The organism is Shewanella oneidensis MR-1 (assembly GCF_000146165.2).
Classification (GTDB): Bacteria; Pseudomonadota; Gammaproteobacteria; order Enterobacterales; family Shewanellaceae; genus Shewanella; species Shewanella oneidensis.
This window is the reverse complement of the sequence record NC_004347.2, coordinates 494,640-518,735: the sequence shown is the minus strand read 5'-3', so window position 1 is coordinate 518,735 and position 24,096 is coordinate 494,640. Positions and strand designations below refer to the sequence as shown.

General features: G+C 47.1%; 22 protein-coding genes and 1 pseudogene. 8 read left to right on the top strand and 15 right to left on the bottom strand.

Features of this window, described 5'->3' with window-relative positions:
- The first annotated feature begins 52 nt into the window (after nucleotides 1-52).
- Entirely contained in the window at nucleotides 53-517 is a 465-nt protein-coding gene (locus tag SO_RS02360; protein ID WP_164925605.1) for a hypothetical protein, read from the top strand.
- Nucleotides 514-840, top strand: coding sequence for a hypothetical protein (locus SO_RS02355; protein WP_011070842.1), 327 nt, complete (start codon nucleotides 514-516; stop codon nucleotides 838-840). Before SO_RS02360 ends, SO_RS02355 begins: the two co-directional genes overlap by 4 nt.
- Before the next feature lie 500 nt (nucleotides 841-1,340).
- On the opposite strand, the gene SO_RS02350 is transcribed toward SO_RS02355, so the two are convergent.
- The 13 genes from SO_RS02350 to sirA form a co-directional block, all read right to left on the bottom strand.
- Nucleotides 1,341-1,970, bottom strand: a complete 630-nt coding sequence (locus SO_RS02350) for a flavin reductase family protein (RefSeq protein WP_011070841.1) — start codon at nucleotides 1,968-1,970, stop codon at nucleotides 1,341-1,343.
- A gap of 137 nt (nucleotides 1,971-2,107) precedes the next feature.
- Nucleotides 2,108-4,243: a M13 family metallopeptidase gene (locus tag SO_RS02345; RefSeq protein WP_011070840.1), complete on the bottom strand. Its 2,136-nt coding sequence runs from the start codon at nucleotides 4,241-4,243 to the stop codon at nucleotides 2,108-2,110.
- Nucleotides 4,244-4,714: 471 nt separating this feature from the next.
- A complete protein-coding gene (locus SO_RS02340) occupies nucleotides 4,715-5,998 on the bottom strand; it encodes a winged helix-turn-helix domain-containing protein (RefSeq protein WP_011070839.1) in 1,284 nt (427 codons plus the stop codon).
- A gap of 213 nt (nucleotides 5,999-6,211) precedes the next feature.
- Entirely contained in the window at nucleotides 6,212-7,108 is an 897-nt protein-coding gene (locus tag SO_RS02335) for an ABC transporter permease (protein WP_011070838.1), read from the bottom strand.
- Nucleotides 7,105-8,151, bottom strand: coding sequence for an ABC transporter ATP-binding protein (locus SO_RS02330; protein ID WP_011070837.1), 1,047 nt, complete (start codon nucleotides 8,149-8,151; stop codon nucleotides 7,105-7,107). The genes SO_RS02335 and SO_RS02330 overlap by 4 nt, the downstream gene beginning before the upstream one ends.
- Complete coding sequence (nosD, locus tag SO_RS02325; protein ID WP_011070836.1) at nucleotides 8,148-9,422, bottom strand: nitrous oxide reductase family maturation protein NosD; 1,275 nt, start codon at nucleotides 9,420-9,422, stop codon at nucleotides 8,148-8,150. Before nosD ends, SO_RS02330 begins: the two co-directional genes overlap by 4 nt.
- Before the next feature lie 10 nt (nucleotides 9,423-9,432).
- A complete protein-coding gene (locus SO_RS02320) occupies nucleotides 9,433-9,924 on the bottom strand; it encodes a nitrous oxide reductase accessory protein NosL (RefSeq protein ID WP_011070835.1) in 492 nt (163 codons plus the stop codon).
- 119 nt (nucleotides 9,925-10,043) lie between these two features.
- The gene (nrfD, locus tag SO_RS02315) at nucleotides 10,044-10,991 is read right to left on the bottom strand and encodes an NrfD/PsrC family molybdoenzyme membrane anchor subunit (RefSeq protein WP_011070834.1); all 948 of its coding nucleotides are present in this window, start codon (nucleotides 10,989-10,991) and stop codon (nucleotides 10,044-10,046) included.
- 2 nt (nucleotides 10,992-10,993) lie between these two features.
- Nucleotides 10,994-11,701, bottom strand: a complete 708-nt coding sequence (locus tag SO_RS02310) for a 4Fe-4S dicluster domain-containing protein (RefSeq protein WP_011070833.1) — start codon at nucleotides 11,699-11,701, stop codon at nucleotides 10,994-10,996.
- Nucleotides 11,702-11,787: 86 nt separating this feature from the next.
- Nucleotides 11,788-12,462 (bottom strand): tetratricopeptide repeat protein, encoded by a 675-nt coding sequence (locus tag SO_RS02305; RefSeq protein ID WP_011070832.1) that lies wholly within the window; start codon nucleotides 12,460-12,462, stop codon nucleotides 11,788-11,790.
- 93 nt (nucleotides 12,463-12,555) lie between these two features.
- On the bottom strand, nucleotides 12,556-13,335 hold the full coding sequence (locus SO_RS02300) for an FKBP-type peptidyl-prolyl cis-trans isomerase (RefSeq protein WP_011070831.1): 780 nt from the start codon (nucleotides 13,333-13,335) through the stop codon (nucleotides 12,556-12,558).
- A gap of 93 nt (nucleotides 13,336-13,428) precedes the next feature.
- A complete protein-coding gene (locus SO_RS02295; protein WP_011070830.1) occupies nucleotides 13,429-13,869 on the bottom strand; it encodes a rhodanese-like domain-containing protein in 441 nt (146 codons plus the stop codon).
- A 98-nt stretch (nucleotides 13,870-13,967) separates the two neighbouring features.
- Nucleotides 13,968-16,094 carry a dissimilatory sulfite reductase SirA gene (gene sirA, locus SO_RS02290; protein WP_011070829.1) on the bottom strand — a complete coding sequence of 709 codons (2,127 nt, stop codon included), beginning with the start codon at nucleotides 16,092-16,094 and terminating at the stop codon, nucleotides 13,968-13,970.
- 503 nt (nucleotides 16,095-16,597) lie between these two features.
- On the opposite strand from sirA, the gene nrfE reads away from it, so the two are divergent.
- From nrfE to SO_RS02265, 5 genes and pseudogenes are all read left to right on the top strand, one after another.
- Nucleotides 16,598-18,664, top strand: coding sequence for a heme lyase NrfEFG subunit NrfE (gene nrfE, locus SO_RS02285; RefSeq protein ID WP_011070828.1), 2,067 nt, complete (start codon nucleotides 16,598-16,600; stop codon nucleotides 18,662-18,664).
- Nucleotides 18,661-19,110, top strand: a complete 450-nt coding sequence (locus SO_RS02280) for a cytochrome c-type biogenesis protein (protein WP_011070827.1) — start codon at nucleotides 18,661-18,663, stop codon at nucleotides 19,108-19,110. Before nrfE ends, SO_RS02280 begins: the two co-directional genes overlap by 4 nt.
- 16 nt (nucleotides 19,111-19,126) lie before the next feature.
- On the top strand, nucleotides 19,127-19,711 hold the full coding sequence (locus SO_RS02275; RefSeq protein WP_011070826.1) for a TlpA family protein disulfide reductase: 585 nt from the start codon (nucleotides 19,127-19,129) through the stop codon (nucleotides 19,709-19,711).
- A 245-nt stretch (nucleotides 19,712-19,956) separates the two neighbouring features.
- Nucleotides 19,957-20,535 carry a nucleoside triphosphate pyrophosphohydrolase family protein gene (locus SO_RS02270; protein WP_011070825.1) on the top strand — a complete coding sequence of 193 codons (579 nt, stop codon included), beginning with the start codon at nucleotides 19,957-19,959 and terminating at the stop codon, nucleotides 20,533-20,535.
- A 139-nt stretch (nucleotides 20,536-20,674) separates the two neighbouring features.
- A pseudogene (locus tag SO_RS02265) lies at nucleotides 20,675-20,883 on the top strand (helix-hairpin-helix domain-containing protein).
- Between the two features lie 16 nt (nucleotides 20,884-20,899).
- Here the strand turns inward: SO_RS02265 and SO_RS02260 are convergent.
- Complete coding sequence (locus SO_RS02260) at nucleotides 20,900-22,021, bottom strand: AI-2E family transporter (RefSeq protein WP_011070824.1); 1,122 nt, start codon at nucleotides 22,019-22,021, stop codon at nucleotides 20,900-20,902.
- Between the two features lie 101 nt (nucleotides 22,022-22,122).
- Nucleotides 22,123-23,202 (bottom strand): NAD(P)H-dependent flavin oxidoreductase, encoded by a 1,080-nt coding sequence (locus tag SO_RS02255; protein ID WP_011070823.1) that lies wholly within the window; start codon nucleotides 23,200-23,202, stop codon nucleotides 22,123-22,125.
- Nucleotides 23,203-23,594: 392 nt separating this feature from the next.
- Between SO_RS02255 and SO_RS02250 the strand changes: the two genes are divergently transcribed.
- On the top strand, nucleotides 23,595-24,011 hold the full coding sequence (locus SO_RS02250; protein WP_011070822.1) for a DUF2541 family protein: 417 nt from the start codon (nucleotides 23,595-23,597) through the stop codon (nucleotides 24,009-24,011).
- The last annotated feature ends 85 nt before the right edge of the window (nucleotides 24,012-24,096 follow it).

Here is a 24,096-nt window from a genome sequence, read left to right as displayed (position 1 = left end):
CCGATGGGATTAGACCAGAACAGTCGTTGCTTCTAAGTTCTCGACAATCAAAATGAAGACAACTGATATTGTGCTAGCAAAAGCTGTATATATCGACTGGATGTCTAGCAAAAATCAAATGGATGATAATGCTACTATACTTTTAAATGTGGAGAAATATCTCTACAGTAGCATTTGTTTTAGCATAATCGCTTGGGTTATTATATCGTCATCTACAGTTAGTGAACGTTTAGATGTTTCTTCTGGTTTAAATGCGATATTAAATTCGGCACAGGTTGTTGAAATCGCAAACTGTGACGGTAAAGTAAATATGGAACAAGTATCAAGGGTCGCAGCTGCTTTTGAGCGAAAACATGTAGCTTCTGTATTGTACTCAAAAGATAATCATCTTGTAGATACTGTCCTACCATTCCTAAAGAATTTTTCGACAGATAATAGTACTCAGATTAATTATGAAATAGATCTATCTGATTCTGATTGTAAATCCATCGTTATATTAGTAAAGGACGAAAAATGAAACCTTATATATTGCAATATAGTGAAACTTTTGAATTTATTCAGCAAGCACATCAAATGCAACTAACTAAAGGGGAAACGTGGATAACTAGGCAAATGGAACCAAGTGATGAGGATCAGGTATCGTTTGCTCACGATACAACAACTCTAACATTTGTAGTGGAGAACATCGACCACGATGAACTGTTGCTAGTAGATGAAACCACAAGACTAACGAAGACCACCGAAGTTAGTGACCCAGATGAAATAGTCATGTTTGGAGAGACTACACTCATTACTAATGTAGTTGAGAATGTAGATCCTGATGAAATCACATTAATGTAATATTTTTCTTTAAAAATTTATCAAAAGATGGGACAGGCAGAACTCTTTTGAGATACACAGCTAACCCAGAAATAGCAGAAGTTCACCTTCCCCTGCGAAGTTGTCGAAATACGCAGATAGCTCTTAGTTGTTTGAGTGGGACCGTGGCGACATCATGGATGATGGCGCAGGCTCGGGGGGACAGGGACGTCCCATCTGAGCCGTTAGGCGATTTTTATTGGAGTATGAGACAGGTAACCAATGCATCTAACTTCGCTATGGTGAGTGCTGCGTAGCAGCGTTACGAACGAGAGCCATGGATGGCGAACTGGCAGTTAAACAAGGACGTTGTTCGGCAAGGGAGATCCAAGAGGGAATTGCTGTTGATCCCCTCTTGGTCGGGTGTGGGGTGAAGCCCCACGACGTTGATTTAGCTTTTAATTACTAATGTATAAACCTTTAACACCACAACCATAAACCAACGCAGGGTTAAACACCCAGCCCTGCGGCGCCTGAGCCCCCTAAACCTGTGGTCTATGCAAATCAAACCGTAACGCTTCCGAAATCCCATAGTAGGCCGATGGGCCGCCAGCCCGCAGCACGGGTTCGGCGAGGGCGGTTTGATACACGCCGTCACTATCGAGTAAATGCTTGGCGATATGCACAGCGACCACTTCACCTAACACTAACCAAGTATCAATCTTGTCACCATTGGCGGCAGTTAATTGAATGCATTGAGAAAGCTTACATTCAAAGTTCACAGGGCTTTCTGCCACCAGCTCGGCTTTGACTATTGTGCCCGATTTTGGGGTGAGTCCAGCAAAGGCAAATTCGTTTTCACCGCGGGGCAGCATGGCTGAGGTTTGATTCATTTTCTCGGCAAGGCTGCGAGTGGTGAGGTTCCACACAAATTCGCCGGTGTCGACAATATTGGCGACACTGTCCTTCCAGCCCGTGCTGGCAAAGCCGATGATAGGTGGTTTGTAGTTGAAACAATTGAAAAAACTATAGGGCGCGAGATTGCGTTGCCCCTGTGCATTGCGGGAAGAAATCCAACCTATGGGTCTTGGAGCGACAATGGCATTTAATGGATCGTGCGCCAGTCCATGTCCTTTGCTCGGTTCGTAAAAATAGCGGTTTTCGGTGGTCATACTGCATCCCTTAATCACAATGAAAATGCTAAACCGCTATCTTACAGGACTTAATCCATCCACAAAATCGGCATCCGGATGAATCATTCAATAAATAAGGGGAACATAATATTCCCCTTTCGTTTACCGCATTAGGCTTACCAGATTTTTACCCGTTCCTCTGGTGCTAAGTACAGCTTATCGCCGGGCTTCACATCGAATGCTGTGTACCACGCATCTAAGTTACGCACCGTTAGCGCGCGATACATGCCGGGGGCATGACCATCGGTCGCCACGCGGGCACGCAAAGCCTCGTCACGCATCTTGGTCGCCCAGGTTTGCGCAAAACCGATAAAGAAGCGTTGATCGCCAGTAAAGCCATCGATAACCGGTGCAGGCTTGCCGTTAAGTGAGGCATGGTAGGCATCGAGTGCAGCCGCTAAGCCCGCTACGTCGGCAATGTTTTCGCCTAAGGTCAGCTTGCCGTTGACATGCAGATCGGGGAATGGCGCGTAGGCATCAAATTGCTTCGCCAGTGCCTCGCCCTGTTTAGCAAACTGGGCAAAGTCCGCCGGTGTCCACCAGTTACGCATAGCGCCCGTCGAATCGAAGGCCGCGCCATTATTATCGAAGCTATGGCTGATCTCATGGCCAATCACAGCACCAATCGCGCCATAGTTATAGGCGGCATCGGCCTTCGCATCGAAGAATGGCGGCTGTAAAATCCCCGCGGGGAAGTTAAGCGCGTTTTGCACTGGCAAGTTTACTGCGTTGACGACTTGCGGCGTCATCCACCACTCGCCCTTATCCATAGGTTTGCCGATTTTGGCGAGTTGATGGGCATATTCTACCTTCTCACCATTGATGGCATTGGCGTAGGCATTGGTGGGCAAAACAGTGTAAGCATCATAATTACGCCATTTATCGGGGTAACCCACGCCCACGGCAATGGTTGCGACCTTAGCCAGTGCTTCTTTCTTGGTTGAGGGGTCCATCCACTCTAGTTTTTCGACGCGCTTGCCAAAGGCAGTCACGATATTGTCGACCATAGTGCTAACTTCAGCCTTAGCTGAGGCAGGGAAATAGTGCTCGGCGTAAGCGCGGCCCACGGCATCCCCTAAATACTCATCCAATGCACTTAGTGCCCGCTTATCACGGCTGCGCTGCTCAGGCGTGCCCGACAGCTTAGTGCCATTAAAGGCAAACGACGCATTATCAATATTGGACGGCAACACATCCGCATGGCTGTTGATATGGTGGAACACAAGCCAGTCTTTCCACGCATCCAACGGCTCTGAGGCCACCAGCGCCGAGAGGTTGGTAATGGCACTGGCATGGTAGGCGGCAAATTTGCCTTGCTTATCCAGCTGCGCTGCGGCTAAAAAGGCGGTCCAGTCGATACCAGGGGCTTTGGCATCAAAATCAGCGCGGCTCCATACACCCGATGCCTTAGTGAAATCTTCGCTGTCTTCACGACTGGCGTGGGCAGCAGCGATTTTGTGCTCGAGGGCAAAAATGCGCTCGGCACGGGCAGCGGCATCGCTAATTCCGGCATCCGTTAACAGGGTTTCGATATAGGCGCGGTAAGCGCTGCGTAGTTCCACCATTTTAGGATCGTCCGAGAGATAATATTCGCGCTCGGGTAATCCTAAACCGCCTTGGAGAAAGTAAGGCAGTACTTCACCTGGGGTAGCTAAACCTTGGGTGACGAAAATACCGAAGAGGTTTTCGGTGAAAAAATCAGTGGCATTGAGTGGGTCCACATCAGCGCGCAGATTCGCCCCGAGCGCCGCCGATAAGCCCTGTTTATCCATAATGGCTTGATAACGGGCTAAGTCGGCTGCCATCGGCTTCATCCCCGCTGCATCAATGGCGGCGGTATCGGTAAAAGCCTTATAAAAATCGGCGATACGCGCTTCATCGCTGCCCGCCGCGTGTTCGGCCTTAACTAACTCAGCAATCAGGCTGGTCTTATGCTTTTCCGTCTCTTGGAAAGCGACTAAAAACGCCCCCGTGCTTGAGCGATCCGCAGGGATCTCTGTGGTTTTCATCCATTCGCCATTGGCGTAGGTATAAAAGTCATCACCGGGTTTAACCTTGGGCGACATAGCCGCGAGATTAATGCCGATGGGCATGGCGTTGGCTTGTTCGGCGTTTTGGCCAGTGCTGGTTTGGGCTGAAGCGACATTGCCGCTCACTGTTGCGACGGTATCTTTGGTGGTGTCACCACAGGCAGATAGTCCCGTTAGCACTGTCGTCGACAGTAATAAGGCGGGGATCAGGCGGTCCGACATAGAAGACTCCTTCCGTTGTTATTCTTGTATTTTGGCTTATGAAATGCTCGGTCGTGACTGAGCATAGGCGAAGCAGTGTAACTGGCGATAAGCCAAGATGTAAAAGAAAGTCACGCTTTATGGTGGAAAGTTAATGCAAAGTCTTTAGGGCGTGTTGACGTTTCGAGATTAGATTTTGTTCGTTCTGGCAAGCACGTGCTCGCGAAACGAGGAATGATGTGTAGTTATTCTACTCAAATGACGAGTGCCAAAGAACAAGGGCTTGCCAGACGAACCCTTCGGGCAGCATTTGGCTGACGTTTCTGCTGCGTTATCGTCTGTTTATGTAGAATAACTACACTGCACAGACGTTGCCTTGCATAAAAGCCAGCCAAACTGCTGCAAAAATAACCTGAAACGTCAACACGCCCTAAATACACTCCTAAAAGCAAAACAGCCGATGGCTATCGGCTGTTTTAATAACATGCGAAGTTAGAGTTTGACTTGGGTGTACTGAGTCCACGCCAGCAATTGTCCCATTTGCGGGACGATCCAGACTGCGGTGTCCTTATTTTGATAAACTCGGTAGTAAAACAGATCTTCATCGCGAATATCGTGCTTACGAATCGCACGATAAAACTGCATGGCAGAATGGCTTACCTCATCGGGTTTGGTCAGCTCCTTCTGCGCCACTTTGACATGGAATACATCCACATTCAGATCATCGATTTGAGTTTGATATTGCTCAAACTCTCCCCGAATCGTGTACTTAATCGGCGTAGTTAAACAGTCCTGATCGGTAATGCAGGAGGTAGAGTAAAACTTACCTCTATTTTGCCCTTGGTACACCAGCGACATGCTGAGGTCTGTACGAACCAATAATTCACCCGCCACCGGAAAATAGATATCGGCGTGATAGTTATGTTCCAGCAGTTCCCCCACCCCTTTATCATCAACGGGCAAGACCACACGGTTATAACGAATGCGCTCTTCCATCTTTTTACTAAGAGGAATAAATTCCGCCATGCTTAGGCCTGCGGGTTTAGCATCAATCGAGGTGATATTGATAATGCCTTTGCCAGTACAATCCTTGGCATCTAACGCAGGGCAAATCGCCATTGAATAGTTTTGACCATCCGTCGACGCAAAAGCACTGAAATAAGGTAATCCATTGATATGATTACCCTCTGGTGCTAAATGTTTTTGCCACCACGAGGGGTGCAGGTGTTCTTCCTCATCAATATACAGCACCTGCGCCGTGCCTAAGGTTCCACCAATATTAAGGCTGATATACTTGTCGGCATTCCATTTCGCAACATGCTTAACCACAGCATGGTGATCACTCCAGTACCAAACGAAGGTTAGGAGTAAACCCAGCATAATGATGCCCGCGACCTTAGTCCAAACCGATACACCCACAATGGCATCGCGGATGGCGTCGGCATCATTAATCGCCAACATCTTGACATGGGACTGTTCAGAAACATGCAATTGATAACCGCGGCGCGCCACAGTCTTGAGTTGAACCTCGGTATAAGGCTCTAATTTTTTTCGTAATGTACTGATGCACTGAGTCAAGGAGGTCGGAGCGACCACACGCTCAGGCCAGCCTACTTGCAACAAATCTTCCTTGGTAAAAATCGCATTCGGCGATGACAGCAACAGCACGAGTACGGCGGTTTCTGAAAAGGTCAGACCGATCTCGGTTCCATGAACATGGTCAACAAGCTGCTTGGCCTGTTCATCTAGCATTAGGTATGAAGTAATTTTATGCATGTTAAGCGCCCAAAACTAAGCCAAAACAATAGACTATGATTGCGCTAACAACGGGCAAACACAGTGAAACTCAGTTTCACCCGAGAGCAACCGTGATTTGTGGCTACCAAATCAAGATGACTGATTTTACCTTTTAACAACATAAAATACTGTGACTCTATACTCAGTTTACTTATTGTTTTACTGAACAATATTCAAACTTATATCCGGTAATTACACCTCTTGCCGATTAAAAATAAAACAACAAATCAGCGATAAAACCGCTAACCAGCCGACAAACAAACCGTACATTAAAGGGATGCCCATCCCCGATTGAGCAATGAGGGCAAGACTACTCTTAGCCGACAAGCTATCTGCAGGGTTTGCTAGCAGATTTAACGCCCGGAAAAGATCGGTCGGATTGATTAAAATCAATAGGTTAAATAAGTGACGACTAAGCACTTCCGCCATGCTGACGAGGGCGGTTAAGAGTACTAAATCATAAACCAATACCAATACAAACCAGAGTAACAGTAACACTCCAAGGGCTTTGGCTTTTTCCCGCACACATAGGCTCACGCAGTAACCTAAGAGTACAAACACTAAGGACAGTAAAATCCCACTGCCAATCAGATGGATAAAGCCAGTCACTAGGGTCAGTCTTGCATGCGCTTCCCCAAGCGCAACTAACAACAGCGCCGTTAAGCCAAATCCCAATAAACAGGCTGTGGCGATCACATAGGCATGGCCGAGTAATTTGCCACAAACCAAATGCCAACGTGCCAAGGGATAGGTAAGCAGCAACAGCAAGGTACCCGACTCCCGCTCGCCGACAAAGCTATCATAGCTGAGTAAAATGGCGCCCAATGGCAAAATAAACACCGCGAGCGTGACTAAACCCGAGAAGATTTGCGCGCTCTCAGATACCACTAAACTGCCCGACACAGCACTGCCCATAAAGCTCACGCACAGGGACAGAATCAACAACATACCTGCCATAAGCCATAACCAGCGGTTACGCAGGTTGTCTTTAAATTCTTTTACCGCAACAGCTTGAATCAGTGTCAACGCCATGGGCGGACGGTAACTCGCTAAACTGGACGGCTGTTCGAGGTGACGGATTTGACTCATGCCACTAACTCCGATTTAACGTTTTTTGCACTACCAAAGGCGGCGCTACTGGGCGTGCCATGGGGATAAAGACTTGCCATATAAAAATGGAAAATATCCTGCAAACTCGGCGGTACCACGGAAAACTCATGGATTTTGAGGCCCTGTAATTGCTGTATCACCTTGGCTTTTAGCACATCGGGCACCCTTAAGCACACTCTGTCCGAGGCTGAGGGTTCTAACAGTGAGGCGAATAAGGCTTGGCTTAACAACTGTTGATATTGCAGCGGCGTGACGTGGTGCAACTCAATCAGGCTTGGCAGCGAGGTGGCAGCCCTTAGACTGTGCAAATTCCCCGAGGCAAGCATCTGGCCTTGGCCTAAAATCAGCGCACTATCCATTTGATCTTGCACTAAACCTAACTCGTGGGTACTGATAATAATCGCGCAGCCCTGCGCCTTAAGTTGCGCCATTTTTTGGTATAAAAAGGCCGATGCGAGGGGGTCAAGCCCGACTGTCGGTTCATCCAGCAGCAACACTTTAGGATCAGCAAGCACCGCCTGCGCTAAGCCTAAACGTTGGCGCATCCCCTTAGAAAAGGTGCGCAGCCGTTTATCCTTCGCCGCCATCAGGCCAAACTCTTCCAGTAAAAGGTTGACTCGCACAGGTGCAACACCCTTAAGTTTGGCAAAGTAGCTTAAGAGTTCATGTGCCGTCATATTGTCATAAAAGCTTACATTTTCAGGTAAATAGCCTAAAGACAAACTCGCATTTACCCGTTTGGCTTGCACCTCTTGTCCCTGCACATACAACTGGCCCGCGCTTGGGGATACCAAGCCTAAGATCAATTTTATCAGGGTAGATTTACCGGCACCATTATGGCCTAGCAGCGCCAAGGTTTGGCCTGTAAGCACTTCAAAGTTAAGATCTTTTACCGCTTCAAATTCAGCATATCGCTTGCTCAATCCCACGGCCTTAACGGCTACTTGCCCTTGGGCGGCAGTTTGCTTTGTCATTAATGTCAGCGCCTGTGGATTGATGGCGTTGTTGGTAAAATGGCTCATATTCCATCTCCCTCTGTGATCAGTCGCATTAAGGGGAAACTATCACTCACACCGCTGATACTGGTTGGCTGAAACTGCCGCTCTACCCAACGTAGCAGCAATACCACTGGACTTTCCATCAATAACTTCGCCTCGGGATAGAGCCAAAATAGCTTGTCTAAACTGTCGTTAGGTCTGTGGGCGATATCCCCCACACCGTCGCCATTTGTATCCCAGCCACGGTATTCAGACCAGTAATTGCCCTGCCCCTGATAACTCCATTCCAGTTGCGCTTCACCAACGTATTTCACTTGGGTCTGGTTGCCTAAAATACGATTATGCCAAAGGCGATTGGCTTCGCCGCCCATGGCCATGCTGATCCCAGTATCACTCTGACTAAATTCATTATCTTCAATACGATTATTCTGCGCGGCGTAAATAAAAATGCCCTTGCCTTCGTTACCGAGCTCCACCGAACCTTGGGGATGCTGCACCTCTGTGGCGATATTCGCCTGAACATGGGAATCGTTGGTGATATTGAGCAGAATGCCAAAGTCCCGCGCTTGGCTAACGCGATTATGATGCAGATAGATTTGTTGTGAGTTCATCAGCGCATAGCCACCATCAACACTAGTGGCTTGATTTTGCGAAGCTTCATCGCCACGGGTATACATGTAGTGGATGCCGTATTGCAGCTTAGCAAATTGATTATGATGAATTTTGCTGTCCGTCACAGACTCGAGATATACCCCATCGCGAACAAAGATAATATGATTTTGTTGCACATCGGGCGCGGTCACATGCTTAAGAAAAATCCCGTCGCCTCGGTCTAATACATAAATGGCGCCATTGCCGCTGATGCTATTTTCAATAATGCGGGGCGATGCAAGTTGTTCGCCATAAATCCCAAAGCCATCACCGACGAAACGATTGCCCTTGATAAGCACCTCGTCAGCCCCGGGCAGCAATAAAATGCCAGCATCGTGATAGTAAAGATCCCGCCCCCAATGGCGGATATTAAGCCCTTCAACAATCACCTTGGGTGCGGTAATGGTTAAGGCACTACCTTGGCGCTGAGCATCGAGGGTCGCACCCGCTTCGCCCTTAATATGAATGGAGCGGGTGACACTGAAATTGCCCTCATACACCGCGGTGTCGAGCACTAAGGTGTCACCGTCCTGCGCCTGCACCAATGCTTGAGTCAAAGAAGCTGTATCTTTAACCCTTAACTCCTGCGCCCCCCCGATAAAGGATACGCCACAGAGCCAACAAAGGAGCAATAAACGCAACATGATCAATCGCCTACTTATCGCCAGCTAGCAATTCGAGGGTGATATCGTCAAAGGTTAATACTCGTCCACCGTATTCTTTAGCAAAGGCTTCGGCGGCAGCTTTGGTACTAAAAGGTGCCACTGCTGGCCCCATCACGGCTTTTTTACTGGTGCCATAAACATAAAAAGCGCTAGCGGCATCGATAAAGGCACCATCGTCAGGCTGATCCCAATCGGTCGCGGCGGCGTCATGCACCATCATATAGTCGATTTGTCTTTTATTTTCAGGTTGTAATGCAAAGTTAAACATATCGCGGCTAGAACAAAACTTAGGCACCATCTTCTCAGCCTTAAGGTGTACTTGCCCCTTTGGTCCTGGGTATTTGGTGATCACCATGCCGCACAGGTGACAACGATCATGCTCGTGGATCATTTCGGCCTTATGTTGGTGATCGGTGGCCTCACTCTTATTGCATCCCAATAACAAAGGAAGGAGTAATAACAACCCAAAGAACTTTTTCATACTGCTAATCCTTTGAAAAATATCAACACCTCGCCAAGGCACCTTGCAGGGACAGACCTCTTGCGACGAGGGTTGATAAAAAAAATGGTTCATCAAAGGCCTATGGCCTTATTACATTGCTAAATCGCGTAATTTTGGCCAGCTAACAGGATAAAGAGTCGTAGACACATCATCCCCACTACCGCACACATTCCCGACATATAAAACGCTTTGGCCGAATGACTAAAATGTTTACCCGTCGCAAAATTGAGTAGCAGTGGCGCGGCAAAGCCGATACCCACGACACCAATCCAGAATACGCTTGCCCACACACCTTCATGGAAGGCGGCAAAGGCAAATTGACCACCCGCATTACCAGTTAACAACGCTGTCGCGATCATGAAAATAAACATGGCTTCGGCGAACATAATTGGCCACTCAGCACCGTGCAGAATCTTCATTTCACCGCTGTGCAGGGGTTCTTTAAATAACCATACCGCCAGCATTTTGGCTGAAGCTCCACCCGCAGATAGACCCGAGGCAATAAATAGCGCTGGGAGTACCGAGGTGTTGATCAGCGGGAAGCGGATCAGCGCTGAAATCAAGAAACCAGTGTAAGCACACACAGATAACGCCAGCACTAACGCGAGCGCTTCCATTGGCCGTCTAAAGCCTTTTAACTTGGCAATAATCGGCGCTAAGAACTTCAATTGTGGGATGGCCATCAGCTCTTTTTCGAGGGCTAAAAGAGCGACTACTGCGACTAACGGGATATACACCGACAGCGCAATAACACCAATTGACATCACAGAATTTAAGTTATAGAACACCAAAATTCGCCAGAAGAATAAGGGGTTAGTTAAGTCAAGAACTAGACATAACATCCCTAAGCTAATGGTGACAAAGGACAGCAGGGTCGCCGCTTTTAAGAAGGCGGTATTTTCCACCTGACCTAAGTAAAAACGCAGTGCCAGCGCAATGGTTAACGCCCCGCCCGAAATCCCCGCGAAAAACAAATACACTGCAATCGGCCAAGGCCAAGCAACGCCTTGGGAGAGTCCTAGGGTAAAATCCATACTGGTATCCATATTTACACTCCCAGTTTGACGATTGGTATGTAACGTAAGCTCGGCTCAGTACCAAACTGTGGCTTAATGCGCACAGAGTCTTTTACCGCCAATAACTTACTGACATAGGACTGAGGATCATTGGCATCGCCAAAGATCAATGCATCATACTTACAGCTCTGCACGCATGCTGGTAACTCACCCTTAGATAGCTTGCTGTGCAGGCAGAAGTCACAGTTGTCAGCCACATCGGTATTGTTGTTAATCAAACGCGCATTGTATGGGCAGGCACCGATACAGTACTTACAGCCAGCGCATTTGCTTGCATCCATAGTCACGATGCCCGTTTTCGCGTCGCGGTGCGCCGCGCCCGTTGGACAAACCGTAACACAGGGGGCATTTTTGCACTGCTGACAGGAAACCCGCACAAACTTACGTTCACAGTCACAAACCATCTTGCCGCAGTGAGGGCAGGCTTGGCCTTCAACACGACCACTTTGCTGCTCAAGGATCACCCGAGAAACACCTGCGGGTAAGTTGTTTGCTTGGTTACAGGCGGTCTTACAATCGCCACAACCGACACATTTATTTTGGTCAAAGACCATGACGTAATGGGGCTTATGGGCGCTGTCAGCATCTTCTTTGACCGAACAACCCGCTAAAGGCGTTAAAATCAAAGAGCACATGCCAGCGCTTTTAAGGAACCTCCGTCTCTCTATATTTTCACTCACAACATCCTCCATCTATCGGTTTTATACCGACGTTTTTATTTATATCGTTATCGTTCCTACATGCCTGAAAATGGCTAGCGACTTGATTAATATCCACTTTCATTCAATTTTATTTGTGCTTTTTGTATCGCGTTATTGATGGCATCGCGATTTACACGGCCGCTGGCTTGAGTCAACAATGACTGCCAATGATCGATTGCCTCTTGATAACGGGTATGCAGGTAGGCATCGGTCGCCAGTAACATCTTGGTTTGAGGTTCAAAGGGCGAGAGAACCAACGCCTTGGCTATCACCTCTAAGGTTTCGGGGGTCATTTGCCTGCGGTCGCGGTAATACAGTGCATTAGCCTTTGCCCCCAACACCTCAGCATCTTCCGGCGTAAGTGCTAACAACTTATCTAGCGTCTGCACTGCATCGCCATACTTGCCACCCGCGCTGTATGCCTGGGCGAGTGACATCAATGCCAATGGATTTTTGGGTTCAGCATCCACCAGGCGTAGGGCTTTGGTGATGTCAGCAGCGACTAAATAGTCAATATGTTCATCGAGCTTGCCCTTATCCCAATCGCTATAACGTCCTGTTTGGCTGTAGATGGCGAGCGTCATCGCAAGCAATACACCACTGCACAGCACTGGCAACCAATGGGAGACTAGGGGCAGTCTCGCCACGGTTTGCAGCTGATTTAAGCGTGCGTGTTGCCAGAAAATCCAAGCAACAAATCCGCTTAATAAGAGTGCGATGGTGAACCCTAAACTTGCCATGCCTAACCTCTTTGCTCGCCTATCCCAAGCTCATTCATGAGCATTCAGCACTGAGTGCTTAGCCCGCGCTTAAACCTATCCTCAAACCAAACCTTAGTGAGCGGGCATCATGCCCATCATGCGGGCTTCTTTCTTCTCACTTGGCTTTTCGATATTTTTCAGCTCAATTTCAAATATCAAGGTAGATTGCGGTGGAATTTCACCCACAAATTCATTGCCATAAGCTAAGTTTGCGGGAATGACAAAACGGTATTTTGAGCCCATCGGCATCAGCTTTAAGCCTTCTTCCCAACCAGGGATCACTGTCATTAAGGCGAAACGTGTCGGCTCTTTACGACCAACAGTATTTTCAAACTCAGTGCCATCGATAAGCTTGCCGACGTATTCAACGGTCACCACATCCTCAGGATTAGGCTTGTTACCTGTGCCTTTGGTTAACACTTCATATTGCAGGCCTGATTCGGTCACAGTCACGCCAGCTTTCTTTTTGTTTTCAGCAAGAAAGGCTTCACCCGCTTTGATATTTTCAGCGGCTAATTTTTCAGCGTTAGCTTTTCTCACTTGATTTAATTCTTCGGCGCGTTGATTGAGATACGTCACCACTTCTTCATCGGTTAATTGCTGTTGCTTTTTCAGCGCGTCCACAAAACCTTGAACGACTAAATCCACATTCACTTCCGCGCCCAATTCCACTTGGTTATAAACCTGGCCAGAAATGTAGTTACCGACAGATGCACCGATACTGTATGACGCTTTATCTGCATCGGTTTTAAGGCTTGGGGCGGCAAAGCTCGCCATTGACACAAACAATGCGGCGCAGGTCGCCACTGTGATGGTTTTTGGGATAAAAGAAGTTGGCATAGATTTTTTCATTTTATGTTCTCTACAATTTAGCCCTTGGGCTTAGTGCTTTAGCCGAAAACGTATGGGCTTTGCCCATAACAGATTAAATTATTTATTTGATTACTATGGCTTTTCTGTTGCTCTTCCTGACATGCGCCAGCCGAAAATACCATCGGCCATATGGCGCACACCGGTGTAACCTAGCTTCATGGTTTCCCGTGCGGCCATGTTGCTGGCGGTGCAAAGGCGGTTAGCGCAATAGAACACCATCACCGCATCTTTATTCTTTGGAAGTAACTCTCTCCAATTTTGAACATTGAAAAAAACCGCCCCGGGGATAAAACCTTCCGCCCAGATTTCCAGCGTATTTACATCGAAAAAATAAACCCCTTGCTGACCGACTAAGGTCTCTGCTTCACGCATGGAAATGGGATTCAACTGAATTTCGTTATAGGGCACCTCTGACATTTCAGAACCACCCCCAGCCAAGGTTGGCATTGCAGGGATGAGCAATGTCGCGAAAAGAGCTAATTGAGTTAAGGTTTGGCGAATGAATTTATTCATAAATTAGTCTCTTAAGTTCCCGACATCCGAAGATGTCGGGACTTTATTTACACCTTATGTGCCGCTAGCTCAGCCGGATGACAAGGTGCATAGTCGAACTACATTTTAGCGTTGTAGCCATTACCATCGATGATGGCTTGAGCTTGCTGTACATATGTAAGCGCAGCATCTAAACGTTTTTGAGTGTAACGTGGGCCATGGGCACCCCATGAACCGTCTGCTTCCACCAACTTAATGACGTCTTGCGCTTTATCAGTCAGCATCAGTACTTCGGTTTTCTTATCTACAGGTAACTGGGTCACTTCCAGTAACTTGTCGATACGTTGTAAACCTTGCAGAACTTGGCCAAACAGATCTTTCACTGGTTTTTGCCACTTCTGAACTTCACCATAAATTTCCATTTGGTCTTCGAAATGTAAGCCCACTTCGAGTTCAGATTGGAACTGGCTATGACAACCTTTGTTTTCAGTTACGTCGTGGTCAGAAGCCGAAGTACGGGCACAAGTCCACATCAGGTCGAGGTAGTTGTAACCGTTTTCGTCTTTAGCCACAGTCCAACCTTTGGTGGTCGCATCGCGAGACTTACCTTCAGGTGGGTTAAGGGTCTTACGCAGTGGATCGACATCAATCTTCCACATGTGTGACTTACGAACGTTGTCGAAGCCCGCCATATCAGGGAATTGGATCGCAGTGAAGTTTTCACAGCTTCCCATGTTTGGCATGTGACAGCTTTGACAGGTTTGGTTGCTGTGAGTGTTGGTGTTCTTAGCAATCTCAGCTTGAGCCGTGTGACAGTCAGTACACTCTTTGATGATTTTTGGCTTAGTGATACCAGATTTCCAATCACCATCAGTCACTTCGTGTGGATCGTGACAGGTTGAGCAACGCATACCTTTGTCGTAGTGAGCAGAAGCAAACATTTGCGAACCTTCAGTACCGCAAGATGGGCAAGAAGACTTCATCTTCACGTTGAAAGCGTATTCCAGCTTTTCTTGACCCTGTGGTGTCTCAGCTAACTCTTCAACAAAGTTGAAGCGTTGGTGACAACGTTCACAGTTAGATGGCATGCCGCCACCGATACCACCGTCTAAGTGACCACCCGCGCCGTGACACTCTTCACAGGTAATACCTTTAGAAATAGTGTGTTTTTGCAGCTCTTTCGGGTTCCCTAGAGCAGCAAAAAACTCCTCTTTAGTTTGGAAGTCAAACTTGAAGCTGTGGCACATTTCACAATAGGAGCTAGCAGGTTGAAATAGGAATTCTTTCTCGTACTTAGCACCGTACGAGCTCATGCCCCATTGGTGTGAACCGCTAGTACCAAAATCTTCCATTTTGAGAGGGAAACTTGGGATGGCTTTGTTAATTTTTGCAGCCATTTCAGGCGTTAACCACTCAGCCCAACCACGGGAGAACTGGTTACCACCGGCGACCATAGTACCAGTGCCATCCTTTAACAGACCATCTTTCACGTGGTAAGTACCGCGCACCAGATAAGCATCGATAAAACCGTATTTGGTACGTGGTGTACCCACAGTGGCATAGATAGCGTCTGGAGTAATACCCGATGGCAGAATCGAGGTATCTTTAGTGGTATACATTGGTTTTTTCAGGTCGTTATCGACCTCTGGATGTTCGCCAGGGAAGCGAATCGTCTTAGAGTGACGTGAACGTCTCCATTTTTCGTATTGCGGACCATGACACTCACCGCATTTTTCTGGGCCAACAAACTTGTTAGGAAAATCTAAAATCGATTTTGCCCCTAAACGATATTGCAGTGCCTTTGGGCGTTGACCATCTTCATAGGCGCTGTAGCGAACTGCCGTGCCGTCAGTTGAGTTAACTTCTTTACTGTGTTTACTGTAAGCAACACTGTCACCACCGTGTAGATATTCTTCACCACGGTCACTGACTTTATAAGTGCCCTTTAATCGACCTTCTGCGTCATATTTAAAAACTGGGTGATTTTCAAAAAGAAAATCAAACAATTCTTGCTCTTGAACAATATAATCCTGCAGTGTTTTAACACCACGAGATTTTTCCATTAAATTTTCTGACACCTTTGGATTAGCCAGAATATCTTGAGTATAGTGAGTTTGTTGTTTATTACCCACACCAGGGACCACTTTACCATCCGATTTAGCATCGGATGCGATTGTGGTAGCGCTTACGGCAGAACCTAAGCAAAACAGCACGCCTAAGGCTGTTTTGGTTTTCCATCGCTTCATCATTCACTCCTAATTTATCATTAGTTTTATATTTTCCACTGAACCTAACTGTTCACTGAACGACATAAACAATTGACCAGTGACTGCATGATGAATGAGAGAAAAAGCAAAAAATCTGCGCTAGAGCACATTAATTTTCGATTCAGAAATCAATAGAGCTAAAAACATAAAAAACACATTAAATCATTAACTTAACAAATTTAAATTAGTGATTTCTTAGATTTTAAACCTGTTTTTTTAGATCTAAAAAAACCTAAAAACAGGTTTGATTTTTCAAAAATAACCAAAGTCATAAATGACCATTTTAATGCCGAGACAGATCACATTCCGCCCTCAAAAACTCAGTTACCCTGCGAGCTAATCGTTGAGTAGCTAACTACCAACATCCCGTTTGTCCAACGCGACGATAAATAAGTCAGCACAGATTAACAGCGAAAAAATTAATCCATCATTAATCTCAGTATTAATGTAAATCGTTAACTAATGCTATGCAGGAAATATCAATGATAAATATGATTCCAGAAATCGGGCACATATTGCTGATCATGAGTACTGTGTTTGCATTATTGTCGGCGGCCAGTCATTTAATCGGTAGTTACCAGCGCAACCTTTATTTAATTGCATTTGGCAATAGATTATTTTACGCGTTATTTTTCACCTTATTAACCGCGTTATGTAGCTTAGTTTTTAGCTTTATTGCCGATGACTTTTCAGTCGCCTATGTTGCCAATCATTCCAACAGCCAACTCGCCCTCGGTTATAAAGTCGCTGCGGTGTGGGGCAGCCATGAAGGCTCAATGCTGTTTTGGGTATTTGCCATTGCCCTATGGGGTGCAGTGATCAATTGGCGCCAAGCAACCCATAGCGCCAAACTCGATCTGGAAAACTTACAAGCAGATAAGGCTTACTTTGGTCGGGTACTCGCTATTTTGGCCTTAGTGATCCTCGGTTTTAATTTGTTTTTACTCTTTACTTCCAATCCCTTTGCTCGCTTGCTACCGAACATTCCAGTCGAAGGGCGCGACCTTAACCCCATATTGCAGGACATTGGCTTAATACTGCATCCACCTATGCTGTTTTTGGGTTATGTCGGGCTAACGGTTTGCTTTGCCGCAGCGCTGGCATCACTGATTGGGGGCAAGTTACCTGCTCGCCACCTCGATTATTTACGTCCTTGGGTGCTACTGGCGTGGATTTTCCTCACAGGTGGTAATGCCTTTGGCTCTTGGTGGGCCTACAACGAACTGGGTTGGGGTGGTTGGTGGTTTTGGGACCCCGTTGAAAACGCCTCTTTTATTCCTTGGTTGGTTGCAACAGCGCTGGTGCATTCCTTAGTACTCACCCGAAAAACCCAGGGATTTACCCTCACCACCCTGTTTTTATGTTTATTGGCCTTCTCCCTCAGTCTGTTAGGCAGCTTTTTAGTGCGTTCAGGCATAGTGCAATCGGTGCATGCCTTTGCCGCAGATCCAACCCGCGGTATGTCTATTCTCAGTTTGCTGGTGATTTTTGTTGGCGCTGCATTATTAATTTTTGCGCTCAAGGCCAATCTATTAAGGCGTGAAATCGACTTTGGTCTGTACAGTAAGGAAACGCTATTACTGCTCGGGATAGTGATTTTAGTGGTTGCCGCCTTTTCAGTGTTGCTTGGCACTTTTTACCCGCTGATTTATGAACTCCTCAACCTAGGTACACTTTCAGTCGGGGCGCCGTACTTCAACGCCATATTTGTACCATTGACCTTTTTAGTCGTACTACTGATGGGGATTGCCCCCCTCGTCGAATGGCAAAATACCTCTAAGGCTCAAGCTATGCCGATATTGCTGTTCGGCTTTGGGGTATTGGCTATCGCCTTTTGGGTAAGTCTACAGGCGGCGTCTGGCAGCAACTTATTCTTACTGCTTGGCACGGCGGCAGCCTTATGGCTTATCGTGTGCTTATTACTGACGCTGTTAGTGAGTCTTAGTGTTCGCAAACGCGCCAGTACAAACCAAATTACAGCCAACGCGCCCGTAAAATCCCGCACCTCAAAACAACGCTTTATCGGCATGATGCTCGCCCACCTCGGGGTTGCCATCACCATTATTGGTGCCTCAGCGGTATCCAATTTTGAAGAAGAAGCACTGCTCAGAATGGGCCCAGGCCAAGGTAAGCCGTTAGCGGGTTATATCTTAGTGTATGAAAGCACTGAGAATGTCGAAACCAATAGCTTTACGGCAATCCAAGCCAATATCAGTATCCGCGATGGCGCGAATGATGAAGAGATCCTCGGTTATGTAAGGCCGCAACGACAAACTTTTAAAAGCAACGCGATGGAAATGTCCCACGCGGGGATCGACCACGGTTTTTGGCGGGATATTTATGTCTCAATGGGCGTGCAATTAAGTGACAGCGAATATCTGATCCGTATTAGCTATAAACCACTGGCCACTTGGATTTGGCTGGGGGCACTTTTCATGATGCTCGGCGGCGCCATTGCCGCGTGGCCCGTAAGGCAAGCTCGCCGCGTCGAACAATCAGAACAGCTCAGTACAAGCTCATCATCTGCAAGGGAGACGGTAACCCAATGAATCCACTCTTTCGCTCACCCTATTTGTGTTTATTATTTTGGTTGTTGTCGCTTGCTCTCTGCTTTGGAGGCGCAACCTTCCTCGCCACAGCACAGGAAGGCCCCAATATGGGCGCATCCTATCAACAACAGGCAATAGCGATCAGTAAAGAACTGCGTTGCCCAATGGCAACCAACCAGACCTTATTTGAGTCACAGGCGCCTATCGCCCATGAGCTCAAAGGACAAATCTTTTCGCTGCTAGAACAAGGCTATAAACGGGATGAGGTGCTCGATTTTATGGTGCAGCGCTACGGCGAGAAAATCCGTTACCAACCAGAATTTAAGCCATCAACAATGGCGCTTTGGCTTGGCCCGCTGGTGTTATTAGTCGCAGGTTTAGGCCTAGGTCTCACCTTGATAAAACGTAAGTCTGCGTCACCCGACAAAGCGACTCGATCAGTTTGAATATAAGGATTAACCCATGAAATCTTACACAGCCAAGCTCACACTCCTTTGTACTTCACTACTGCTGAGCTGCACCGTTCAAGCCCATTCACTGCAAAACAAACTGTATGACACAGGCGAAACCATCCCTAAACCAAGAGTCATGACGGGTTTTATTGAGATGCAATATGCCCGCGGGATACCCGAGGTGCCTTTTATGGATGAAGCTGGACAGGCACAAACCCTCAAGCAGCATCAAGGTAAGCTAACACTAGTGAATCTCTGGGCAACCTGGTGTGTTCCCTGTTTAAGGGAAATTCCTGAGCTACAAAAACTAAAGCAGCAGTTTGCCGATAAAAATATCGCCATCGTCCCGATTTCAATTGATGAAGAAGTAAAAGATGTGCGACCGTTTCTTAATCAACATGGCTTTAACAACTACAGTACCTGGCTCGATCCTAACAAAAACATCGAGCAGATCATCCCTGCCAACGTAGTTCCTGCAACTTATGTGTTTGATGCAAAAGGTAACCTTGTAGGTTTTGTTCGCGGCTATTTAGATTGGACAGATAAAGAGGTAACCCCCTATCTGGAAAAACTGATCGCCAAATACGCTCAATAATCCCGTAAAGCACGGCGGTAAATGGCGCCGTCTTTACTGAGCTTGTAAATCAAATCTCCATTCGGTCCATCACCCTACTCTTTGCCGAAACCCGCTGCTCCCCGATTTGGCAGCGGGTATTTTTACTTCAAGGCCAGCACGCTTTGTATTCTGCGCCACCTTTCTTTAGAATTGCCGCTGTTATCCATGATATCGATTTCACAAATCTATTCGTACAACCCATTGATAAAATCTAAGGCTCCCCGATGAAACTCACCTGTTTAACTCAACCTATTTATGACCACTTGTACCGTGATATCAGTGAGTTTCGCAGCACCTTCGACCTCGCCGTCAACGATGCCAGCTCATTGGATGATAAAGCCGACACCTTACATACTTCTCTGATTATTGAAGAGTTAACTGAACTTGCCGAAGCCGATAGCCGTATCGAACAGGCCGATGCCATTGTGGATTCTGTTTACGTGTTGATGGGTCGTTTAGTGCATTTAGGCGCTGAACAAATGAGTGACAGATTGGAAATCAGCTACCTTATCGATCTGCTGCTGTGCGTTGCCAAAAACCGTGAAATTGACTTTATCGCCTGCTGGGACGAAGTCCATTCCAGCAATATGAGCAAAGTGTGCCGTAACGAGCAAGAACTGGCTGAAACGATTGCCTTTTATGCCAAGCAAGGCGTTGAGATCGTCGGCAGCAAAAAAGGCGAATTTATCATCGCCAAATGCGCTAAAGATGTGGAAATGGCGGGCAAAGTGGTACGTCAAGGTAAAGTGTTAAAGTCGGTATATTACCGCCCTGCGGATTTAACTAAGTTAGTAAAAGCCTAACGTTTAGTTAGTCTTCACTTGCACTGGCGGCCAATGCTTTTATCATCAGGAGAACCAAATGAATCCAGCAAAAGTGGTTCGCTCAGAGGTTAAGCAATTAACAGATTTACCCAATATTGGTAAAGCCTGCGCTGCAGATCTGCGTCTGCTCGGCATAGAGACGCCAGTGCAATTGCTTGGGAAGAATCCCTATGACATGTATAAAACACTGTGTGACAAAACGGGCAGAAACACGACCCCTGCATGCTTGATGTGTTTATCTCTATAACCCGCTTTATGGCTGGCGACGATCCTAAACCTTGGTGGTTTTACACCGAGGAACGCAAACAGACACTTAGCATCGCTTAATCTTTTGTAAACACGGTTAATCTAAGCGGCGCTGCACCTTATCTGCTTCAAGGGTTTCAGGGGCAAGGGATTCAGGCATTACGAAGGTATCAGGATCATCCCTTAGCCACTCGCGCCAGATAGCGACTAACAACGCCATTAACACCGGGCCCACAAACAGACCCACAAAGCCCATGGTTTTAACCCCGCCAATTAACCCGAAAAACGTCGGTAAGAAAGGTAACTTGATAGGCCCACCGACCAGATTAGGCCTCAGGGTTTTATCAACAATAAACAGCTCAATACTGCCCCAGAGAAATAACCCCACCCCAGCGGTCATATCGCCGGTACCCACCAAATAGAGGGAGATCAGGGTAAACATGGTTGGCGCCCCGCCGGGTATCAACGCCATAAAGGCCGTTAAGACCCCAAAAGCCACCGCCGAAGGTACGCCGGCAATCCAGTAGGCAATCCCCAGTACTATGCCTTCGCCAATAGCGATAAGCGTCATGCCGATAACGGTTGAACTCACCGTCGCAGGCACCACACGGGAAAATCGATACCAGCGAGCGGGCAAAATCCGTTCTCCCACAACATCAACCTGCTTAGCAACAGATTCACCATCTTTATATAAGAAAAACAAGGTAATCAGCATAAACAGTAGAGTCAGCAGCAATCCAAGGGTATTCCAGCCCAATTGCAGCACCCAGCGGGAAATGCCGGTCAAATTTTGGCCGCTGATCGCACTCACAATCTGGCCTAATTCATGGGGTTCGCCAATAAACTGCTGCCATTGCAGGGTTAACCACTCGCCCACCCAAGGTAAATCCTTAATCCAAAGGGGGACGGGTGCACCATGTTGGTTAGCATACACTAACCATTCGGCCCATATTCTTATCTCTTGTAAAGCATAGGAAAAAACAAAAATTAGCGGCGTAATCAGCCCGAGGACAATTAACACTAACGCAATACTGGCCGCGACAGCCGAACGACCACCGCATTTAACCAATAATTTTTTATACAGCGGCCAACTGGAGAAACATATGATTAGCGCAGCCAAGGCAGGAACTAAGAAATCAATAAAGAAGAAAACACCAGCACACAGCAATAAAATCAATAGGGTACGACCAACCGCAGCATTGCTGATAATTTGTGCCATAGTCAAACTGCTCCTCGACTAAAAAGACTTTACAACCTACATAAAAATAGCGCCTATTTTCCCTGTGCAGACTAACTTAGATAAGCCAATAAATCATCCTGTTAGCCAGACTTTTCTTGCGGCTCAACGCAAGATGAGGGCAAGCTTAGCACAAAGCTTCTAGTCAAATCTGCGGCAGGGATCGCTCGGCACCCACTGGCATTCTGCCCGCACCATAGCGGACTAAAATCCCAAAATCCTAGTCGCTCCGCCGCTGTCCTTAAGCCTGCAACCGCCGAGGATGCCAAGGGGAAATCAGGCACAGCCTCATTCATCGGTCCCATTTCTGCCATAAAACGGTTCACTATGCCACGCGCAGGTCTACCGGAAAATAAATTAGTCAGTGCCGTATGTTGCGCAGCGTCACTTTGCAACGCCTCACGATGGATTGCACTGGTATTACATTCTGGACAGAGCAAATAAGCCGTCCCCACTTGCACGGCCGAAGCGCCCATTGTCATTGCCGCCCGAACCGTGGTGGCATCGACTATGCCGCCTGCGGCTATCACGGGAATCTCCACCGCCGCAATAATCTGTGGTAATAGACTAAAAGTGCCGAGCTGCTCGGTTAAATCCTCGGATAAAAAGTGCCCTCTGTGGCCTCCAGCCTCTAAACCTTGGGCAATAATCGCATCCGCGCCACGGGCTTCGAGCCAGAGCGCTTCTTCGACTGTGGTCGCCGTGGAGATAACTTTTGAGCCCCAAGATTTAATTTCCAGCAGCAACTCTTCATCGGGCAAACCAAAATGGAAACTCACCACCTCGGGCTTAAACTTGGCTAACACCTCAGCCTGCGCCTTGCTGTAGGGTGTGCGCTGCGCGCCAGCAGGCTGCGCGTTTGGGTCGAGATTAAATTCCGCAAAATAGGGCGCTAACTGTTCAAGCCAAGCGGCTTGTTTAGCTGCCTGCGCTACAGGCTCGCGATGGCAGAAAAAGTTCACATTGATAGGTTTAGCGGTTTGCGAGCGTATTGCAGTTAATTCAGCCTCGAGCGCCTCAAGGGATAACATGGCACAGGGTAATGAACCTAAACCACCCGCCTCAGAGACGGCAATCGCGAGCGCACTCCCCTGCACTCCGGCCATAGGTGCCTGAATAATCGGAAATTCAATCCCAAATAATCGCGTGAGTCGACACGGCATACTTCACCTCCTTTGAACTTAATCCTGGCGTTACTCGCTCCGCAGCTGTTACTCAACTTTGCAGTTGTCTGCTTCTCAATAACGACATACCACCGAACAGAGCGCGCATTAAGCACAATCTACCAGATAAAGTGCATGCAGCTTATCACTTTTAGTAATGTTAAAAATCAGCAAATTTAGCCAGATGATAAAATGTCATTAATTAAGGGATATTTCAGTCTAATTAAAAAGAAAAATAATAACGCCACAATCAAAATTACATTTGTATCAAATATAAAAACATATATTCGTTATTTTAAAAAATTCCCGTGACATCCGCCGCAGTAACTCATTAAAAAACTATTTTGGTTAATTTAAATACTTTATGATTCGCCCCTTTTTTTGGAGGCTCTATGTTATTAAAATCAAGTTTACTTTCTGCTGCAAATATAAATCGATTTATCATCACTGTACTCTTGATGTTTACGACATCCGTTGCCTATGCAAAAAATGATGATAAGGAAGATGAGATCACCCTTGGTCGCACCATATTACTCGGCATTGGCGATCATCCTGCAACCATTCCGTTAGTTATTTGCCGACAGGCAAAATACATCAAAATCAAGGCCGAAAGAGATGTGAGTATCGATCGCGTCGTCGTGACCTATGGTGATGATAAAACCCGCACAATCAAATTTGATACCGATATTGAGAAAGATGAACACTCAGAGTGGAAATCATTAGGTGCACGCCGCTGTGTGAAAAAAATTGAAGTGTATGGCAACTCAGATCGCAGCAAAGCAGGGATTAAAGTATTAGGACGTAAATAACCTGAGCTCGTAATAAGCAGAGCCGCTGAATAAGCATCTTTTCGGGCCTCTCTGCGTTGCTCTGTCTAACCATAGCTCGCTATGG

What these genes read in the sequence shown, in the direction of transcription:
- SO_RS02305 (WP_011070832.1), bottom strand. Translation starts at nt 12,462, where the DNA reads ATGGCAAGTTTAGGGTTCACCATCGCACTCTTATTAAGCGGATTTGTT.
- SO_RS02295 (WP_011070830.1), bottom strand. Translation starts at nt 13,869, where the DNA reads ATGAATAAATTCATTCGCCAAACCTTAACTCAATTAGCTCTTTTCGCG.
- SO_RS02255 (WP_011070823.1), bottom strand. Translation starts at nt 23,202, where the DNA reads ATGCCGTGTCGACTCACGCGATTATTTGGGATTGAATTTCCGATTATT.
- SO_RS02345 (WP_011070840.1), bottom strand. Translation starts at nt 4,243, where the DNA reads ATGTCGGACCGCCTGATCCCCGCCTTATTACTGTCGACGACAGTGCTA.
- SO_RS02360 (WP_164925605.1), top strand. Translation starts at nt 53, where the DNA reads ATGAAGACAACTGATATTGTGCTAGCAAAAGCTGTATATATCGACTGG.
- SO_RS02320 (WP_011070835.1), bottom strand. Translation starts at nt 9,924, where the DNA reads ATGAAAAAGTTCTTTGGGTTGTTATTACTCCTTCCTTTGTTATTGGGA.
- SO_RS02260 (WP_011070824.1), bottom strand. Translation starts at nt 22,021, where the DNA reads ATGGCACAAATTATCAGCAATGCTGCGGTTGGTCGTACCCTATTGATT.
- sirA (WP_011070829.1), bottom strand. Translation starts at nt 16,094, where the DNA reads ATGAAGCGATGGAAAACCAAAACAGCCTTAGGCGTGCTGTTTTGCTTA.
- nosD (WP_011070836.1), bottom strand. Translation starts at nt 9,422, where the DNA reads ATGTTGCGTTTATTGCTCCTTTGTTGGCTCTGTGGCGTATCCTTTATC.
- SO_RS02330 (WP_011070837.1), bottom strand. Translation starts at nt 8,151, where the DNA reads ATGAGCCATTTTACCAACAACGCCATCAATCCACAGGCGCTGACATTA.
- SO_RS02355 (WP_011070842.1), top strand. Translation starts at nt 514, where the DNA reads ATGAAACCTTATATATTGCAATATAGTGAAACTTTTGAATTTATTCAG.
- SO_RS02250 (WP_011070822.1), top strand. Translation starts at nt 23,595, where the DNA reads ATGTTATTAAAATCAAGTTTACTTTCTGCTGCAAATATAAATCGATTT.
- SO_RS02270 (WP_011070825.1), top strand. Translation starts at nt 19,957, where the DNA reads ATGAAACTCACCTGTTTAACTCAACCTATTTATGACCACTTGTACCGT.
- nrfD (WP_011070834.1), bottom strand. Translation starts at nt 10,991, where the DNA reads ATGGATACCAGTATGGATTTTACCCTAGGACTCTCCCAAGGCGTTGCT.
- SO_RS02350 (WP_011070841.1), bottom strand. Translation starts at nt 1,970, where the DNA reads ATGACCACCGAAAACCGCTATTTTTACGAACCGAGCAAAGGACATGGA.
- SO_RS02300 (WP_011070831.1), bottom strand. Translation starts at nt 13,335, where the DNA reads ATGAAAAAATCTATGCCAACTTCTTTTATCCCAAAAACCATCACAGTG.
- SO_RS02340 (WP_011070839.1), bottom strand. Translation starts at nt 5,998, where the DNA reads ATGCATAAAATTACTTCATACCTAATGCTAGATGAACAGGCCAAGCAG.
- SO_RS02335 (WP_011070838.1), bottom strand. Translation starts at nt 7,108, where the DNA reads ATGAGTCAAATCCGTCACCTCGAACAGCCGTCCAGTTTAGCGAGTTAC.
- SO_RS02275 (WP_011070826.1), top strand. Translation starts at nt 19,127, where the DNA reads ATGAAATCTTACACAGCCAAGCTCACACTCCTTTGTACTTCACTACTG.
- SO_RS02280 (WP_011070827.1), top strand. Translation starts at nt 18,661, where the DNA reads ATGAATCCACTCTTTCGCTCACCCTATTTGTGTTTATTATTTTGGTTG.
- nrfE (WP_011070828.1), top strand. Translation starts at nt 16,598, where the DNA reads ATGATAAATATGATTCCAGAAATCGGGCACATATTGCTGATCATGAGT.